This window comes from Micromonospora sp. U21 (genome assembly GCF_018070045.1).
GTDB lineage: Bacteria > Actinomycetota > Actinomycetes > Mycobacteriales > Micromonosporaceae > Micromonospora.
On record NZ_JAGPYK010000002.1, the window covers coordinates 190545 to 206748 of the forward strand.

Sequence of the window (16204 nt, forward strand, 5' to 3'; positions counted from 1 at the left end):
CCCGCGCCCGGTCTCTCGGGGTCAGGTGGTCAGCCAGGTGGTGGCGGACCGCCGTACCGGGGTGGGAATTTCGTGGCCACCGGGGAACTCCTCGTAGGTGACGTCGTAGCCGAGGTCGTGCAGGTGCGGGACGAGCCGGCGGCTGCACATGTCGATCGGCAGGACGCGGTCGTCCACCCCGTGCGAGACGAAGATCCGTGGCCGGCCATGGGTCGCCGGCGGCGCGGCGAAACCGGGGGAGAAGGCCAGCACCGCGTCGACCAGGTCGCCGTTGGCCAGGCCCAGCGAGAGCGCGTACGAGGCGCCGTCGGAGAACCCGCCGAACGTCACGTCGCGTACCGGGTAGCCGTCGAAGACGCTGGCCAACAGCCCGTCGATGCGCCGCACGTCCGCCCCGAAGCCCCCGGCGATCAGGTCCCAGCTGCTGGCGGCCGCCTGCGGGGCGACCAGCAGCAGGTGGTGCGCGTCCGCGACCGGCAGCAGCAGGTCCAGCCCCTGCCGCGCGGAGCCGCCCGCCCCGTGCAGCAGCACCACCAGCCGGTACGCCGCGCCGTCGGCGGCGGGCTCCGGGGCGTACACCATCGCCAACAGCCCACCGCCGGGGGCGCTCAGCGGCATCAGCCCGGCGGGCGCCGGCGCCACCGGCGGGTGGGCGCGGGCGGTCAACCGGCCGGGGCCGGAGCCGCCCGTCGGCTCCTGCCGCGGCGGCCTGAGTTCGGACACGGGTCACCGCTCCTCGCTGTCGGCGGGTGTGCGCCGCGGTTACCCGGCCCGCCACGGGTTAACCGCCGGCAGCTGGTCAGGCGCTGTCGCGGGCCACCAGGACGGACGGGAAGAGGGTCACCGGCGCGGTCGGGCGCCGGTCCAGCACGGCCGTGGCCGCGGCGGCGGCGATCCGGCCCACCGGGTGGCTCGCCGTCGTCAGCGCGGGGGCGGTCATCCCGGCCAGCGGGATGTCGTCGAAGCCGGCCACCGCGACGTCGCCGGGTACCCGCACCCCACCCTCGCGCAGCGCCGCGATCACCCCGAGCGCGGTCTCGTCGCTGATCGCGTAGACCGCGTCGAGGTCCGGCCAGCGCCGCAACGCCTCGCCGGCCGCCGCCCGGCCGCTCGCCGCGGTGAAGTCCCCGGGCAGCACCCGCTCCGGCAGCCCCGCCTGGCGCATCAGCCGGCGGTACGCCTGCACCGGCCGCTGGGAGCACGGCAGCCAGCGGGGGCCGGTCACCATGGCGATCCGGCGGCGACCGCTGGCGTACACGTGCCGCAGCACCTCGTCGGCGCCGGCGCCGTTGTCGACGTCGAACGACGGGACGGTGGCCGAGCCGATGCCGATCGAGGCGATCCGGCCGCGCAGCGACCGCGGCACGGCATCCAGCAGATCTTCGGTGGTGTTCACCAGCACCACCCCGCACACGCTGCCGTCCGCGGCGAGCTGGTCCAGGCTGTTCGGCTCGCTCAGCGGGAGCCAGTGCAGCGCCACCCCGATGGCGGCCGGTGCGCAGACCCGGGCCGCCGAGCCGACCACCCGCTGCACGTACGGGTCGTCCAGCACCGCCGCGCTGGACCCGGCGACCGCGACGACCAGCCGTACGCCGCCGCCACGGACCAGTGCCCGGGCGGCCAGGTTGGGCACGTAGCCGAGCCGGTCGGCGGCCGTCACGACCCGCTCCCGGGCCGCCGGCGAGGCGAACCCGGTCCCGGCGATCACCCGCGAGGCCGTGGACCGGGACACCCCGGCGGCCCGCGCGACGTCCTCCAGCGTGGCCGGTCGGTGTGCCGCTGCCGTCATCGTTGTCTCCCCCCGACCGCCCGTCCGGGCGGACGGACGCCTGTCCGGCATCATGCCCCGCCCGGGTCACCGCCGGTAAGGGGCGGTCATCCCGGTTGTGGTGGAAGCGCTCTCAGGTGTGCGATCGTGCCAGGAGATCACCCCGAGAAAGAGGAACCGCCCCCGTGAGCGCCGCCACCAGTCCGCCCGTTCCCCCGGCCACCGCCCCGGCGCCCCCACGGGCCGTACGGATCGCCCGCAACGGCGTGGCCGTCGTGTTCACCCTCAACGGGCTGGCGGTCGGCAGCTGGTTCTCCCGGGTGCCGGCGGTCCGCGAGGCGTTGGACCTCTCCGCCGGCCGGCTCGGGCTGCTGCTGCTCGCGATGAGCGTCGGCGCGCTGCTCGCGATGCCCACCTCCGGTCTTCTCGCCCAGCGTTTCGGCGCGGCCCGCACCGTGACGCTGGCCACCGTGCTGGTGGCGGTCGGCCTGACCGTCGCCGGGTTGGGCGCCACGGTGACCGGTTCGGTCGTCGTCGTCGCGGTGGGCCTGGTCGCGTTCGGGTACGGCTCCGGCGCCTGCGACGTGGCGATGAATGTCGAGGGCGCGACGGTGGAACGGCGCCTGGGGCGTACCGTCATGCCCCGCTTCCACGCGGCCTGGAGCCTCGGTTCGGTGGCGGGCGCGGCGCTCGGGGCCGGAGCGGCCCGCTTCGACCTGCCCGTCGGCGCGCATCTCGCCGGTGTGGCGGTGGTGGTTCTGGCCGGCACCGTGCTGGGCGCCCGGGCGTTCCTGCCCCAGCCGGCCGTCGATGAGACGGAGGGTACGGCGGACGCCAGCCCGCGCGCTCGCCGCCGCGCCCAGCTCGCCGCCTGGCGGGAGCCGCGCACCCTGCTGATCGGGCTCTTCGTGCTCGTGGCGGCGTTCACCGAGGGCAGCGCCAACGACTGGCTGGCGGTCGCCTTCGTCGACGGCCGCGACCTGAGCGAGGCGGCCGGCGCGGCGGTCTTCGGCGTCTTCGTCGTCGGCATGACCCTCGGGCGCACCGCCGGCACGGTCGCGCTGGACCGGTGGGGTCGGGTGCCGGTGCTCACCGGCACCGTGCTGCTCGCCGCGTTCGGCGCGGGCCTGGCCGTGCTGGCCGGCTCGGGGCCGGTGGCCATCGTCGGTGTCGCGCTCTGGGGGCTCGGCGCGTCGCTGGGCTTCCCGGTCGGCATGAGCGCGGCGGCCGACGAGGAGGCACACGCGCCCGTCCGGGTCAGCGTGGTCGCGGTGATCGGCTACACCGCGTTCCTGGGCGGGCCACCGCTGCTGGGGTTGCTCGGCGACCGGGTCGGCATCCTGCACGCGCTGCTGGTGGTGCCGTTGCTGCTGGTGCCGACGCTGGCGCTGGTGCCGGTGCTGCGCCCGCCCGGCGCCGCCGAACCGACCTCGCCAGCACAGAAAAACTAACCCGTAACGCCGCCGAGCGGTATCGGGCGCGCGGCCGACTGCGCCGCGCGCCCCGGCTGGCTACGGTCGCCCGATGCCGAACGACTCGACCACCGCCGCCGCGGCGGGCAGCTGGACCCTGGGCGACCGCGCCGTGCACCGGATGGGCTTCGGGTCCATGCGGATCACCGCGAACCCGGATCGCGCCCGTGCGATCGCGCTGCTGCGCCGCGCCGTGGAGCTGGGCGTCAACCACATCGACACCGCCGCCTTCTACGTCTCGCCCGGCGGGACCCTGGGGGTCGGCACCGGCCGGGCGCGCTACGCCACCGAGCTGATCCGGGCGGCGCTCGCCCCGTACCCCTTGGATCTGGTGATCACCACCAAGGTCGGCTTCGGGTACGACCCGGTGTCCGGCTTCACCGAAGCGCTCACCCCGGCGCAGTTGCGGGCCCAGGTGGAGGAGAACCTGCGTCGGCTCGGCCTGGACTGCCTGGACGTGGTGAACCTGCGGCTCGGCCGGGGGCCGGGTCCGGTGCCGCTGGCGGATCGGTTCGGCGCCCTGGCCGAGCTGCGCGCCGCCGGGCTGATCCGGCACCTCGGGCTCTCCAACGTCCGGCCCGAACGGCTCAAGGAGGCGGCGGACATCGCGCCGGTGGTCTGCGTGCAGAACAACTACGGGGTGGACGCCTACCGGGAGCAGGACGAGTTCGTCCGAGTCTGCGGCGAGCGGGGGATCGCCTACGTGCCGTTCTTCGCGCTGGCCGGCACCGGCCGGGAGGCGGGCGCGAGCGCCGAGCAGGCCGAGGCCGTTCGTTCCGTCGCCCGGGCCCACGGCGTCACCCCGCACCAGGTGCGCCTGGCCTGGACCCTGCACCAGGGGCCGCACGTGCTGGCCATCCCCGGCACCGGCGACCCGGCGCACCTGAGCGCGAACATCGCCGCCGGCGCCATCCACCTGACCCCCGGAGACCTGGCCCTCCTCAACTGACCGTCCCGGCCGCCGCCGCCCGGTCCGTTCCGGTGATCATGAAGTTGGCGGCGCGACACGCCGGTGGCGAGGACGCCAACTTCATGATCACCGGGGTCGGAGGTCAGGGGTGCAGCCAGACGCGGAGGGGGCCCTGTTCGGTGAAGCCCGCCGCCAGGGCGGGGGGCAGGTCCGGTCCGGATTCGTAGCCGACCAGTGGTGCCCGGGGCACGGTGGCGAGTACGCCGTGCCAGATCTCGCGGGGGTCGATCCCGTGGGCGAACAGGTTGGAGACCCCGTACACGCTGTCGCCGCTGACCACCGCGCCGCCCAGGACCGTGCCCCCGTCGTCGTAGCGGGCCAGTATCCGCACCCGCGGGTCGGCCAGCAGCGCCGGCCGGAACAGCCTCCCCCCACCGTGCGCCGCCGCCCAGGCGGCGAGTTCCGCCGGCGTGGTGACCGGGGTCAGCGGAGCGCCGGTGGGCGGATCCAGCGGTGGTCGGTGGATCCACTGTGCGTCGAAGAGCACCCGGAAGCCGTACCGGGACAGGTCGAGGTCGGCGAAGCCGTCCTTCACCGAGGCGCCGGGCCCGGCGTCGATCCGGGCCAGCAGGGCGTCGGCGTCGACGCCGGGGCGCAGCGTGACCGCGTCCGGGTACCACGTTGGGGAACGGCGGGGAACCGACCAGGCGCCGGCGTCGGTCCGGCCAACCAGCCCGTGGCTGCCGCAGACCACGTCGCACCATTCGGCGTTGTTGCGGGCCGCCGGTTCCCGCACGTCCTTGGGCACGCCACGCAGCCTAAACGGCGACGTATTCGACGACGCTAGGGCAGCCGTTCGGCGTAGACCAGATCCATCGTGTCGGTGTGCCCGCCCCAGCGGAGTTCGAGGTGCCAGCAACCCGCGCGCGGCATGTCGATGATCGATGGGCCGGGACCTCCCGCGACCTCGCGCGTCACCCTGGTGTCGGTGCCGTCCAGTGTCGCCGTGATCGCCAGGACGTCCGGCGACGTCGAGGCAGGGCGGGACACCCACAGGATCTTGTTGTTCGACCCGTCCTGCCTGACCTGCGCCAGCGGGTGGGCGAACAGCACCGCCACCATGTCGCCCCTGGCGCCGAAGACGTGCGGGACCCGGGCGTCCCCGCTGAACCCACCGTCCGCCCAGTCGGGCAGGGACCCCGTCTCGATCCGCGAGCCGCAACCCGTCGCGGCGGTGGTGGCGGCGGCGGTGGTGGCGGTGGCGGCGGCGGTCGCGGAGGCCGTGCTGGCCGGAGCGCCGACCGGCGTGGCTGACCGGCCGGTGGTCGTGCACGCCGTCAACAGGAGCACCGACCCCATCATCAACCTGCCCCATGAACCCATGTCGCCCCTTCCGGATACGTGTCGAGAACTCGAAACGTGCCTCGCACCATCAAGACACCGGACGGGCGCGCCGGGTTCCCGATCCGAGCCTGGGCAGTACACCTAGTCCAGTGATCTGGCGATCTCGATCGCCTCGGCCCTGGTGAAGTCGCCCTCAAGCCGGTAGCTCACGTCGGCCCCCTGCCAGATCAGGGTCGAGGCGGCCAGCCGGGCGGTCTCCTTCCGGACCTGTCCGGTCCGATCCACATAGGCCAGGACGTGCGGGCCGCCCACCCAGACGGCGAACTCGCCGTTAACCTGGACCCACTCCACTCCCGGCCGGCTGGTCTCCTTGTGGAAGGCCAGGTCGAGTCGACCATCAAAGGCGTCGATGCGCAGTGCACCCCCGCGGTAGAGCAGCGTCGCCACCCGACAGGTGCCGGTCTCGTCGGGATCGGCGACCAGCACCTGCTCGGGCGGGCCGAGCTTCGCCGGTAGGCGGATCGGGAAGCGCACCGCCCGTTGTGCCTCATCCAGGGCGGCGGCTCGCTGCCCGGGCAACGACGGCGGGGTGCCGGTGGGCAGCACCGGGGCGGACGACGTGACAACGGTGACTCCCGCGAAGCGCAGCAGTTGCGCGACGGCGTCGGCGAGGGCGGCCCGCCCCGGCGGCAGCACCGCCACGAGCAGGGCGACGAGCGCCGCGGCGACCCAGACGCGCCACCGCCGCCGCCGGGGCGCGGGCGCGGGCGCGGTGAGCCGAGCGCGTACGCGCGTGGTCACGTCGGGCGCGTCGGGTGTCTCCAGCCAGGCGGAGAGGTCGCGCAGCTCCCGTTCGAGGTCATCCATTCCGGACCTCCTCGCGGTCGAGCAGGCCACGGAGCTTCGCCAGCGCCCGGGACGTCCGTGACTTGACCGTGCCCCGGGGCCAGCCCAACGTCGCCACCGTCTCCTCCTCGCTGAGATCGAGGAGGAACCGGCAGACGATCACCTCGCGGTCGCGTACCGGCAGTTGGCGGAGGGCCTCCACCAGCGCGGCGCGGCGCTCCCCGGCGAGGACGGCGCCGACCGCGCCGTCCTCGGCGATCTCCGACGCGGGGTTCGCCGCCGTGGCGCGCAGGACGAGGCCGTCCCGGCGGGTGCGCGACCGGTGCAGGTTGCGCGTCTCGTTGGCGACGATCGCCAGCAGCCAGGAGCGGAACGACGACTCCCCCCGATAGCGGGAGAGCTTGCGGTACCCCTTCACGAAGGCCTCCTGGATGACGTCCTCGGAGTCCGAGCCCGCGCCGAGCAGCACCGCCGTCCGGTACGCGGACGCGGTGTGCCGGGCGACCAGGAGGTCGTACGCCTCCAGGTCACCTGCCCGAGCGCGGGTGACGAGCACGTCGTCGTCCAGGGGGACCTCCGGTTGGATCACACTCATGACACCGCCCGGGCGTCGCGGGTTCCATCCGCGGCTCGGTCAGCTCACTCCCATTCGGCGTGCAGCGTATTGCCAGGATCCGGTGGTGCACTGGAGGGGCGTCGAGGAGAGGAGTCGGGCATGGGCTGGTTCAGTCGGCGGGCCCGGGGCGCCGAGGCGACCCCGACGAAGTTGGACCGGGAGGCGACCCGGGACGACCTCGCCGCGCTCGAGGCGTTCATCGCCAGCCGGCAGGGGGTGGAGTTCTACCTGGAGCCGGAGACCACCGCTACGGACACCACGGTGGTGGCGATCGCCCACGACGGCGAGTGGATCCGCCGCCGGACCGGCACTCCCCGCGCGGCGGGCGCCATCGCCCGCAAGCACGCGGTGCCGCTGTACGAGGCGGCCCGCACCGGCTACCCGGAACGGATGCGTGCCTGGAGCCGGGCCCACCCGGAACGCCACGCCCGCTGAGTGGGGCCGTTCGTCGGCGCGGCGGGGAGCTCGTCGGCGTGTGCCGGGCTCTGCCCAGCGTCGATGATCACATTGCCGCCCCTGTCGGCCACCGTGGCGACGCCGCCGGGACCGCCGTCCGGGTCGGCCTGCCCGGAGAGAGGGCGCCAGCCGGGGCAGGCGGGCGTCGGGACCGCAGGGCGACGATGGTGATCGCCCGTAGATCGATCGCGGACGCTGGCCGGGCGATCGTTGATCCTGAAGGACGGGCCGCGGGTCACGGCCCTGCCGGGCGATCGGGGCAGGCCAGGGTACGTGCGCGTACGCTTTGCTCTGCTTACCCGGGCGCAACGAAAATGCGTCGTCACTGTTGCGTCGGATGAAGCAGAGCAGAGGACGCGTCGCATTGACCCCGGGCATTCCGACGGTGGCGTCCGCGCCCGTGCCCATCATCAAATGTCGATGAGTGGCATGCGTTCGGCGCTGCTGGGGGCGGCGTTGACCGGCGACGGACGGGTGTGGCAGCATTCGCGGCCTGACGGCAGTGAAGGAAGTCGGTGTGATTCCGACGCGGTCCCGCCACTGTCACCGGGGAGCAATCCCCCCTTGTGAGCCACGGCCGTGCTTCTGCGGTTGGAAGGCCGGGGGAGAGCGTCGATCCGGAAGCCAGGATACTTCGGCCGTCGGGATGTACCCCAGGGCGTGGACACCCGAGGAGGATCCGATGACGCACGGCGTCTCTTTCATCGACGAGCACCGTCAGAATTCCCGCGCCGGTCGCTCCGGCCGCGCCGGCCGCCTGCGCCGCTGAGCTGCGCGTCGCCACGCTGACCGCGTCCCGACGCCCGCGTCGGTGACCTGGGCCGGCCTGTCGCATCCGCTGACGCCGCACCCACCCCGCTTCGTTCAGACCGCCCCCGTGGCGGTCGGGGCGTCACTTCCCGGAGCCTTCCGTGCGCATCCTGCTGCTCTCCACCGCCGACACCGACCTGCTGGCCGCCCGTGCCAGTGGCGCCGACTATCGCCTGGCCAACCCCGTGCGGGTCGCCGCCGACGAGGTGCCCGCCCTGCTCGACGGTGTGGACCTCGTCGTCGTACGCCTGCTCGGCGGCCGGCAGGCCTGGCCGGACGGCCTCGCCCGGGTGCTCGCCACCGGCCTGCCGACGGTGGTGCTCGGCGGCGAGGCGGTGCCCGACGCGGAGCTGATGGCCGTCTCCACCGTGCCGTCCGGTGTGGTCACCGAGGCGCTGGCCTACCTGGTCGAGGGCGGCCCGGAGAACCTGGGGCAGCTGGCCCGGTTCCTCTCCGACACGGTGCTGCTCACCGGCGAGGGTTTCGCCCCGCCCGCACCCACCCCGGCGTACGGCGTGCACGGCGACCACCCGGCAGAGCCGGACCGGCCCACGGTGGGAATCGTCTTCTACCGGGCCCACGCGCTGGCCGGCAACACCGGCTTCGTCGACGTGCTGGCCGACGCGGTGCGGGCGGCCGGCGGCAACCCGCTGCCGATCTTCTGCGGCTCGCTACGCGGGCTGACCGCCGGCGCCGGCCCGCTCGGGCTCTTCGCCCGCTGCGACGCGTTGCTGGTCACCGTGCTCGCGGCCGGCGGCGCGGTCGCCGCGGACGCCTCCGGCGGCGGTGACTCCGACGCCTGGGACGTCGGCGTGCTGGCCGCCCTGGACGTGCCGATCATCCAGGCGCTCTGCCTGACCAGCACCCGGGAGCAGTGGGCCGGCAGCGACGCCGGACTGTCCCCGTTGGACGCCGCGATGCAGGTGGCCATTTCCGAGTTCGACGGCCGGATCGTCACCGTGCCGTTCTCGTTCAAGCGGATCGACGCCGACGGGCTCTCGGTCTACGCCGCCGACGAGGAACGCGCCGCCCGGGTGGCCGGCATCGCGGTGCGCCACGCCCGGCTGCGGTACGTGCCCAACGCCGACAAGCGGGTCGCGGTGGTACTCAGCTCGTACCCCACCAAGCACTCGCGGGTCGGCAACGCCGTCGGGCTGGACACCCCGGTCTCGGCGGTCCGGCTCCTCGCCGCGCTCGCCGACGCCGGCTACCACCTCGGCGACACCCCGGTGCCCGACGACGGTGACGCGCTGATCCACGCGCTGATCGCCGCCGGCGGTCACGACGTGGAGTGGCTCACCCCGGAGCAGTTGGCCGCTGCCGAGGCCCGGGTGCCCGGTGAGACCTACCGGCGCTGGTTCGAGCAGGTGCCCGGCGCGCTGCGCGAACGGATGCGCGAACACTGGGGCGAGCCCCCCGGCGAGCTGTACACCGACGGCGGGGACATCGTGCTCGCCGGGCTGTGCTTTGGCAACGTGGTGCTGCTGATCCAGCCGCCGCGCGGCTTCGGAGAGAACCCGATCGCCATCTACCACGACCCGGACCTGCCACCCAGCCACCACTACCTGGCCGCGTACCGCTGGCTCACCGCGCCGGTCGCGGACGGTGGGTTCGGCGTCGACGCCGTGGTGCACCTCGGCAAGCACGGCACCCTCGAATGGCTGCCCGGCAAGGGCCTCGGCCTCGCCGCCGACTGCGCCCCCGACGCCGTCCTCGGCGACCTGCCGCTGGTCTACCCGTTCATCGTCAACGACCCCGGCGAGGGCACCCAGGCCAAGCGGCGGGCACACGCCGTCGTCATCGACCACCTGGTGCCGCCGATGGCCCGCGCCGAAACCTACGGCGACCTGGCCAAGCTGGAGCAACTGCTCGACGAGTACGCCACCGTGCAGGCGCTCGACCCGGCCAAGGTGCCCATCGTGCGGGCGCAGATCTGGGACCTGGTGCGCGCCGCCGAGCTGCACCACGACCTGCACGCCGACGCGATGCCGGACGCCGACGACTTCGACGACTTCGTGCTGCACCTCGACGGTTACCTCTGCGAGGTCAAGGACGTGCAGATCCGCGACGGGCTGCACATCTTCGCCGATGCGCCCACCGGTGAGCCCCGGGTCAACCTGGTGCTCGCGGTGCTGCGCGCCCCCCAGATCTGGGGCGGCACCCGCGCCCTGCCCGGCCTGCGGCAGGCCCTCGCCGCCGCGTACGGGCTCGATGAGCAGGAGTTGCTGGCGTCGCCGGGACAGCGGCTGACCCTGCCCGCGGCGTTGACCGACGTCGCGGACGGACCCGCCGGCACCGCCGCGGACGCCGTCGACCTGATCGAGGCCCTCGCCCGCCGGCTGGTGGTCGGGATGGAGACCCTCGGCTGGGCCGCCGGGGCCGTCGACGCGGTGGTCGAGGAGGTGACCGGCCGACCGATCCCGGACGTCGCCGCCGTGCTGCGCTTCGCCGCCACCGAACTGGTGCCCCGGCTGGACCGGACCACCGACGAGCTGACCAACACCCTCGGCGCGCTCGACGGCCGGTTCGTGCCGCCCGGCCCGTCCGGTTCACCCACCCGGGGTCTGGTCAACGTGCTGCCCACCGGCCGCAACTTCTACTCCGTCGACCCCAAGGCCATCCCCAGCCGCAACGCCTGGGACGTCGGGGTGGCCCTCGCCGACTCGCTGCTGGCCCGGCACCTCGCCGACACCGGCGAGTACCCCCGCTCGGTGGGGTTGACCGTGTGGGGCACCAGCGCCATGCGCACCCAGGGCGACGACATCGCCGAGGTGCTCGCTCTGCTGGGCTGCCGGCCGGTCTGGGACGACCGGTCGCGGCGGGTAACCGGGATCGAGGTGGTGCCGACGGCCGAGCTGGGCCGGCCCCGCGTCGACGTCACGGTGCGCATCTCCGGCTTCTTCCGCGACGCGTTCCCGCACGTGGTGGCGCTGCTCGACGACGCCGTCCGCCGCGTCGCGGCCCTGGACGAGCCGGACGCGGAGAACTACGTACGGGCGCACGTCGTAGCCGATCTCGCCGAGCACGGCGACGAACGGCGGGCCACCGCCCGGATCTTCGGCTCCAAACCCGGGGCGTACGGGGCCGGGCTGCTCCCGCTGATCGACGCCCGGACCTGGCGCAGCGACGCCGACCTGGCCGAGGTGTACGCGGTCTGGGGTGGCTACGCCTACGGCCGGGGCCTGGACGGGCGGGAGGCACGCGCCGACATGGAACGCTCGTTCGCCCGGATCGCGGTCGCGGTGAAGAACCAGGACACCCGCGAGCACGACATCGTCGACTCCGACGACTACTTCCAGTACCACGGCGGGATGGTGGCGATGGTCCGCCACCTCACCGGCGCCTCGCCGCAGGCGTACGTGGGCGACTCGGCGATGCCGCCCGACGTGCGGACCCGCACGTTGGGCGAGGAGACCCGCCGGGTGTTCCGGGCCCGGGTGGTCAATCCGAAGTGGATCGCCGCGATGCGCCGGCACGGCTACAAGGGCGCCTTCGAGCTGGCCGCCACCGTGGACTACCTGTTCGGCTACGACGCCACAGCCGGTGTCGTCGACGACTGGATGTACGAGCACCTGGCTGCGGCGTACCTCTTCGACGAGACCACCCGGGAGTTCCTGGAGCGGTCCAACCCGTGGGCGCTGCGCGGCATCACCGAGCGGCTGCTGGAGGCCGCCGACCGGGGGCTGTGGGCCGAACCCGAGCCGGCCACCCTCGACCGGCTCCGCGACACGTACCTGGCCAGTGAGGGTGACCTTGAGGACCGGGTGTGAGCGCGAGGAGTGAGCCGGTTTTGCGAGCCCCGCAGTCGCGAACGAAAGAAGGCCCAGTGACCGTGACCTACCCGTTCAGCGCCGTGCTCGGCATGGCCGACATGCGGCTGGCGCTGCTGCTCAACGCGGTCTCCCCGGCGATCGGCGGGGTGCTGGTCCGCGGCGAGAAGGGCACCGCCAAGTCCACCGCCGTTCGCGCGCTCGCCGCGCTGCTGCCGCCGGTGCACCGGGTCGCCGGTTGCCGGTTCGGCTGCGACCCGGCCGAGCCCGACCCGGCCTGCCCGGACGGCCCGCACCCGGCCGGCGCCGCCGCCGAGGCCCGTCCGGCGCGGCTGGTGGAGCTGCCGGTCGGCGCCGCCGAGGACCGGGTGGTCGGCTCGCTCGACCTGGAGAAGGCCCTCGGCGAGGGGGTACGCGCCTTCGAGCCGGGCCTGCTGGCCGCCGCGCACCGGGGCGTGCTCTACGTCGACGAGGTCAACCTGCTGCACGACCACCTGGTCGACCTGCTCCTGGACGCGGCCGCGATGGGCCGCAGCCACGTCGAGCGGGAAGGCGTCTCGGTCAGCCACGCCGCCCGGTTCCTGCTGGTCGGCACCATGAACCCGGGGGAGGGGGAGCTGCGCCCCCAACTGCTCGACCGGTTCGGGCTCACCGTCGAGGTCGGCGCCAGCCGGGACCCCGCGGTCCGGGTCGAGGTGGTGCGCCGCCGGCTCGCCGCCGACGCCGACCCGGCCGGCTTCGCCGCCCGCTGGGCCGCCGCCGACGCCGAGGTCGCCGGCCAGGTGGCCGCCGCCCGCCGTCGGCTTCCGGGGGTACGCCTGCCGGACGCCGCGCTGCGCCAGATCGCCGAGGTGTGCGCCGCGTTCGACGTGGACGGGATGCGCGCCGACATCGTCACCGCCCGTACCGCGCTGGCGCACGCCGCCTGGCACGGCCGGGACCGGGTGACCATCGACGACGTCCGGGTGGCCGCCCGGCTGGCCCTGCCGCACCGCCGTCGCCGCGACCCGTTCGACACCCCGGGCCTGGACGAGAAGCGCCTCGACGAGGCGTTGCAGCGAGCCCAGGACGCGCACCCCGACGACCCGGACGACGGCGGCCCCGACGACGGTGGCCCCGGCGGCGGCGACGGTCCGGCCGGTGGGGGCGGTCCCGGTGGTGGTCCGGCCGGCGACGGCGGCCCGGGCGGACGTGGCCCCGACGCGAGCGCCGAAGGGAGGGACGACGGCGCCGACCAGGGCGAAGCCACCTCGACCGCGTATCCGGACGCCGGGCCGGACTTACCGGCCGAGGTGACGGACGGGCCCGCCGGCGGGACGGCCGGCGGCGCGGACGACCCGTCCGGTGGGCGGGGCAGCGCCGCTGACGGCCGGGGCGGTCAGCCGGTGGCCGTACCCCGGGGTGGGTTGACGGCGCGGCTGCTCACCGCGCCCGGCGTGGGTGACGGCGTTCCGGGCCGACGCTCGCGTGCCCGCACCGGGCGGGGCCGCACCACCGGGGCCCGGGTGCCGGCGGGTCGGGTCGGCGCGCTGCACCTGCCGGCCACGGTCCGCGCCGCTGCCCCGCAGCAGGCCGCCCGGGGGCGGCTGGCCGGCCCGCTGCGGCTGCGCCCGGACGACGTGCGGGAGGCGGTCCGCGAGGGACGTGAGGGCAACCTGGTGCTGTTCGTGGTGGACGCGAGCGGCTCGATGGGCGCCCGGCAGCGGATGACCGCCGTCAAGGACGCGGTCCTCGCCCTGCTCACCGACGCGTACCAGCGGCGGGACAAGGTCGCGGTGATCGCCTTCCGGGGCGCCGGCGCGCGGACGCTGCTGCCGGCCACCTCGTCGGTGCTGGCCGCCTCGACCCGGCTGGCCGAGCTGCCCACCGGCGGGCGCACCCCGTTGGCCGAGGGGCTGCTCGCCGCCGCCGACCTGCTGCGGGTGGAGCGCCTGCGCGACCCGAGGCGGCGGCCCCTGGTTCTGGTCGTCACCGACGGCCGGGCCACCGCCGGCCAGCGCCCGCTGGACCGCGCGGCGGGAGCGGCGGCGGTGCTGGCCGCTACGGGGGCCGCCTGCGTCGTCGTCGACTGCGAGTCCGGCCCCGTCCGCCTGAACCTGGCCAACCGCCTGGCACGCCAACTGCACGCCCCGCACCGCCGACTCGACGACGTCACCGCCAACCCCCTGCTGCATCCCCAAGCCGCAGCCAGCACCATCACCACCTCGCCCGACAGGAGTGTCGCCTGATGCCGCAGGGAAAGCCGAGCACGGTGCCCGCCGACGGGTTGACCACCCGGCAACGACGTCACCGGCCGCTGCTGCTCGTCCACACCGGGCAGATGAAGGGAAAGTCCACCGCCGCCTTCGGGCTGGCGCTGCGGGCGTGGACCGCCGGCCTGCCGGTGGGGGTGTTCCAGTTCGTCAAGAGCGCCAAGTGGCGGGTGGGGGAGGAGAAGGCCTTCCGGGCCCTCGGCGAGGTGCACGAGCGCACCGGCCAGGGCGCGCCGGTGGCATGGCACAAGATGGGCGAGGGCTGGTCCTGGATCCAGCGCGGCGGCGACGCCGACCACGCTGCCGACGCCCTGGAGGGCTGGCGGCAGATCCAGCGCGACCTGGCCGCCGAGCGCTACGGGCTGTACGTGCTGGACGAGTTCACCTACCCGATGACGTGGGGCTGGGTGGACGTCGACGAGGTGGTGGCCACCCTGGCCGACCGCCCCGGCTTCCAGCACGTGGTCATCACCGGCCGGGACGCCGACCCACGCCTGGTCGCCGCCGCCGACCTGGTGGCCGAGCTGACCAAGGTCAAGCACCCGATGGACGCCGGCCAGAAGGGCCAGAAGGGCATCGAGTGGTGAGCACCGCCGCCGAGCCGTGGCCGCTGCCCCGGGTGGTGGTCGCAGCGCCCGCCAGCGGCCACGGCAAGACCACCGTCGCCACCGGGCTGCTCGCCGCGCTGCGCCGTCGGGGCCTCACGGTCAGCCCGCACAAGGTCGGTCCGGACTACATCGACCCCGGCTACCACGCCCTCGCCGCCGGGCGACCCGGTCGCAACCTCGACCCGTTCCTGGTCGGCGCGGAGCGGATCGCCCCGCTGCTGCGGCACGGCGCGAGCGTCCCGACACCCGCCGACGTGGCCGTGGTGGAGGGCGTGATGGGCCTGCACGACGGCGCGGTCGGCCGCCGCGACTACGCCTCCACCGCACACGTCGCGCGGCTCATCGGGGCCCCCGTGCTGCTGGTGCTGGACACCACCGCCCAGGGCCGCTCGGCCGCCGCGCTGACGCTGGGCATGGCCGCCTTCGACCCGGCCGTGCGGATCGGCGGGGTCATCCTCAACCGGGTCGGCTCGCCCCGGCACGAGACGCTGCTGCGCGACGCGCTGGCCGAGGTCGGCGTACCGGTGCTCGGGGCGGTCACGCGGGCCGCCGAGGTGGCCGCCCCGGCCCGGCACCTGGGGCTGATCCCGGTCGCCGAGCGGGCACCCGAGTCCCTCGCGATCGTGAGCGCCCTGGCCGAGCTGGTCGAGTCCACCGTGGACCTCGACGCGGTGCTCCACCTGGCCCGGACCGCCCCACCGTTGACCGCCCCGGCCTGGGATCCGGTCGCCGCCGTCGGCGGGCCGGCCGGCGCGGAGCGGCCGATGGTCGCGCTCGCCGGTGGTCCGGCCTTCACCTTCTCGTACGCGGAGACCGCCGAACTGCTCGCCGCCGCCGGCGCGGACGTGGTCACCGTCGACCCGCTGCGCGATCCGGCGCTGCCCGCCGGCACCCGCGCCGTGGTGGTCGGCGGCGGCTTCCCCGAGGCGTACGCGGAGGCGCTGGCCTGCAACGCGGCGCTCCGCGCCGAGCTGGCCGCCTTCGACGGGTCGATCGTGGCCGAGTGCGCCGGGCTGCTCTACCTCGGGCGGTCCCTGGACGGTGCGCCGATGTGCGGCCGGCTGGATCTGACCGCCCGGATGACCGGCCGGCTCACCCTCGGCTACCGGGAGGCGGTGGCCGTCACCGACTCCCCGGTGGCCCGGGCCGGCGAGCCGGTACGCGGGCACGAGTTCCACCGCACCACCACCGACCCGGGGCACGGCGACCGGCCGGCGTGGCGCTGGAACGGCGCGGACCACGGCTTCGTCGCGGGCCGGGTGCACGCCTCCTACCTGCACACCCACTGGGCCGGCCACCCCGGCGCGGCCCGACGCCTGGTCGAGGCGTGCCGGTGAGCGCCGACGGCGTCG

At 75.0% G+C, this 16204-nt stretch carries 13 protein-coding genes and 1 riboswitch; of the genes, 7 read left to right on the forward strand and 6 right to left on the reverse strand.

Translation table 11 applies throughout. The features are described 5' to 3' along the window. Positions 1-21 precede the first annotated feature (21 nt). Together KBX63_RS03600 and KBX63_RS03605 are read right to left on the reverse strand one after the other, a co-directional pair. Positions 22-723, reverse strand: coding sequence for a phospholipase (locus KBX63_RS03600; protein WP_307871596.1), 702 nt, complete (start codon positions 721-723; stop codon positions 22-24). Positions 724-799: 76 nt separating this feature from the next. Then, positions 800-1789 (reverse strand): LacI family DNA-binding transcriptional regulator, encoded by a 990-nt coding sequence (locus tag KBX63_RS03605; RefSeq protein ID WP_210908076.1) that lies wholly within the window; start codon positions 1787-1789, stop codon positions 800-802. Between the two features lie 164 nt (positions 1790-1953). Between KBX63_RS03605 and KBX63_RS03610 the strand changes: the two genes are divergently transcribed. Together KBX63_RS03610 and KBX63_RS03615 are read left to right on the forward strand one after the other, a co-directional pair. After that, a complete protein-coding gene (locus KBX63_RS03610) occupies positions 1954-3219 on the forward strand; it encodes an MFS transporter (RefSeq protein ID WP_210908077.1) in 1266 nt (421 codons plus the stop codon). Between the two features lie 73 nt (positions 3220-3292). Continuing rightward, positions 3293-4189, forward strand: a complete 897-nt coding sequence (locus KBX63_RS03615; protein WP_210908079.1) for an aldo/keto reductase — start codon at positions 3293-3295, stop codon at positions 4187-4189. A gap of 103 nt (positions 4190-4292) precedes the next feature. Here the strand turns inward: KBX63_RS03615 and KBX63_RS03620 are convergent, their stop codons facing one another. From KBX63_RS03620 to KBX63_RS03635, 4 genes are all read right to left on the reverse strand, one after another. After that, positions 4293-4958, reverse strand: a complete 666-nt coding sequence (locus KBX63_RS03620; protein ID WP_210908081.1) for a hypothetical protein — start codon at positions 4956-4958, stop codon at positions 4293-4295. 35 nt (positions 4959-4993) lie between these two features. Then, positions 4994-5509 (reverse strand): hypothetical protein, encoded by a 516-nt coding sequence (locus KBX63_RS03625; protein ID WP_247661621.1) that lies wholly within the window; start codon positions 5507-5509, stop codon positions 4994-4996. Between the two features lie 126 nt (positions 5510-5635). Then, positions 5636-6361, reverse strand: coding sequence for a hypothetical protein (locus KBX63_RS03630; protein ID WP_210908085.1), 726 nt, complete (start codon positions 6359-6361; stop codon positions 5636-5638). Beyond that, entirely contained in the window at positions 6354-6935 is a 582-nt protein-coding gene (locus KBX63_RS03635; protein ID WP_210908087.1) for an RNA polymerase sigma factor, read from the reverse strand. Before KBX63_RS03635 ends, KBX63_RS03630 begins: the two co-directional genes overlap by 8 nt. Positions 6936-7055: 120 nt before the next feature. Here KBX63_RS03635 and KBX63_RS03640 point away from each other — a divergent pair, with 120 nt between their 5' ends. The 5 genes from KBX63_RS03640 to KBX63_RS03660 all read left to right on the forward strand — a co-directional run bounded on the left by KBX63_RS03640 (position 7056) and on the right by KBX63_RS03660 (position 16189). Then, on the forward strand, positions 7056-7391 hold the full coding sequence (locus tag KBX63_RS03640; RefSeq protein ID WP_210908089.1) for a hypothetical protein: 336 nt from the start codon (positions 7056-7058) through the stop codon (positions 7389-7391). Positions 7392-7917: 526 nt separating this feature from the next. Next, positions 7918-8047, forward strand: a riboswitch (cobalamin riboswitch). Between the two features lie 276 nt (positions 8048-8323). Next, positions 8324-11992 carry a cobaltochelatase subunit CobN gene (gene cobN, locus KBX63_RS03645; RefSeq protein ID WP_210908091.1) on the forward strand — a complete coding sequence of 1223 codons (3669 nt, stop codon included), beginning with the start codon at positions 8324-8326 and terminating at the stop codon, positions 11990-11992. Beyond that, positions 11989-14220 carry a VWA domain-containing protein gene (locus tag KBX63_RS03650; protein ID WP_210908093.1) on the forward strand — a complete coding sequence of 744 codons (2232 nt, stop codon included), beginning with the start codon at positions 11989-11991 and terminating at the stop codon, positions 14218-14220. Before cobN ends, KBX63_RS03650 begins: the two co-directional genes overlap by 4 nt. Beyond that, positions 14220-14831 carry a cob(I)yrinic acid a,c-diamide adenosyltransferase gene (gene cobO / locus KBX63_RS03655; protein WP_210908095.1) on the forward strand — a complete coding sequence of 204 codons (612 nt, stop codon included), beginning with the start codon at positions 14220-14222 and terminating at the stop codon, positions 14829-14831. The genes KBX63_RS03650 and cobO overlap by 1 nt, the downstream gene beginning before the upstream one ends. After that, positions 14828-16189 carry a cobyrinate a,c-diamide synthase gene (locus KBX63_RS03660; RefSeq protein WP_210908097.1) on the forward strand — a complete coding sequence of 454 codons (1362 nt, stop codon included), beginning with the start codon at positions 14828-14830 and terminating at the stop codon, positions 16187-16189. The genes cobO and KBX63_RS03660 overlap by 4 nt, the downstream gene beginning before the upstream one ends. Positions 16190-16204: the final 15 nt, after the last annotated feature.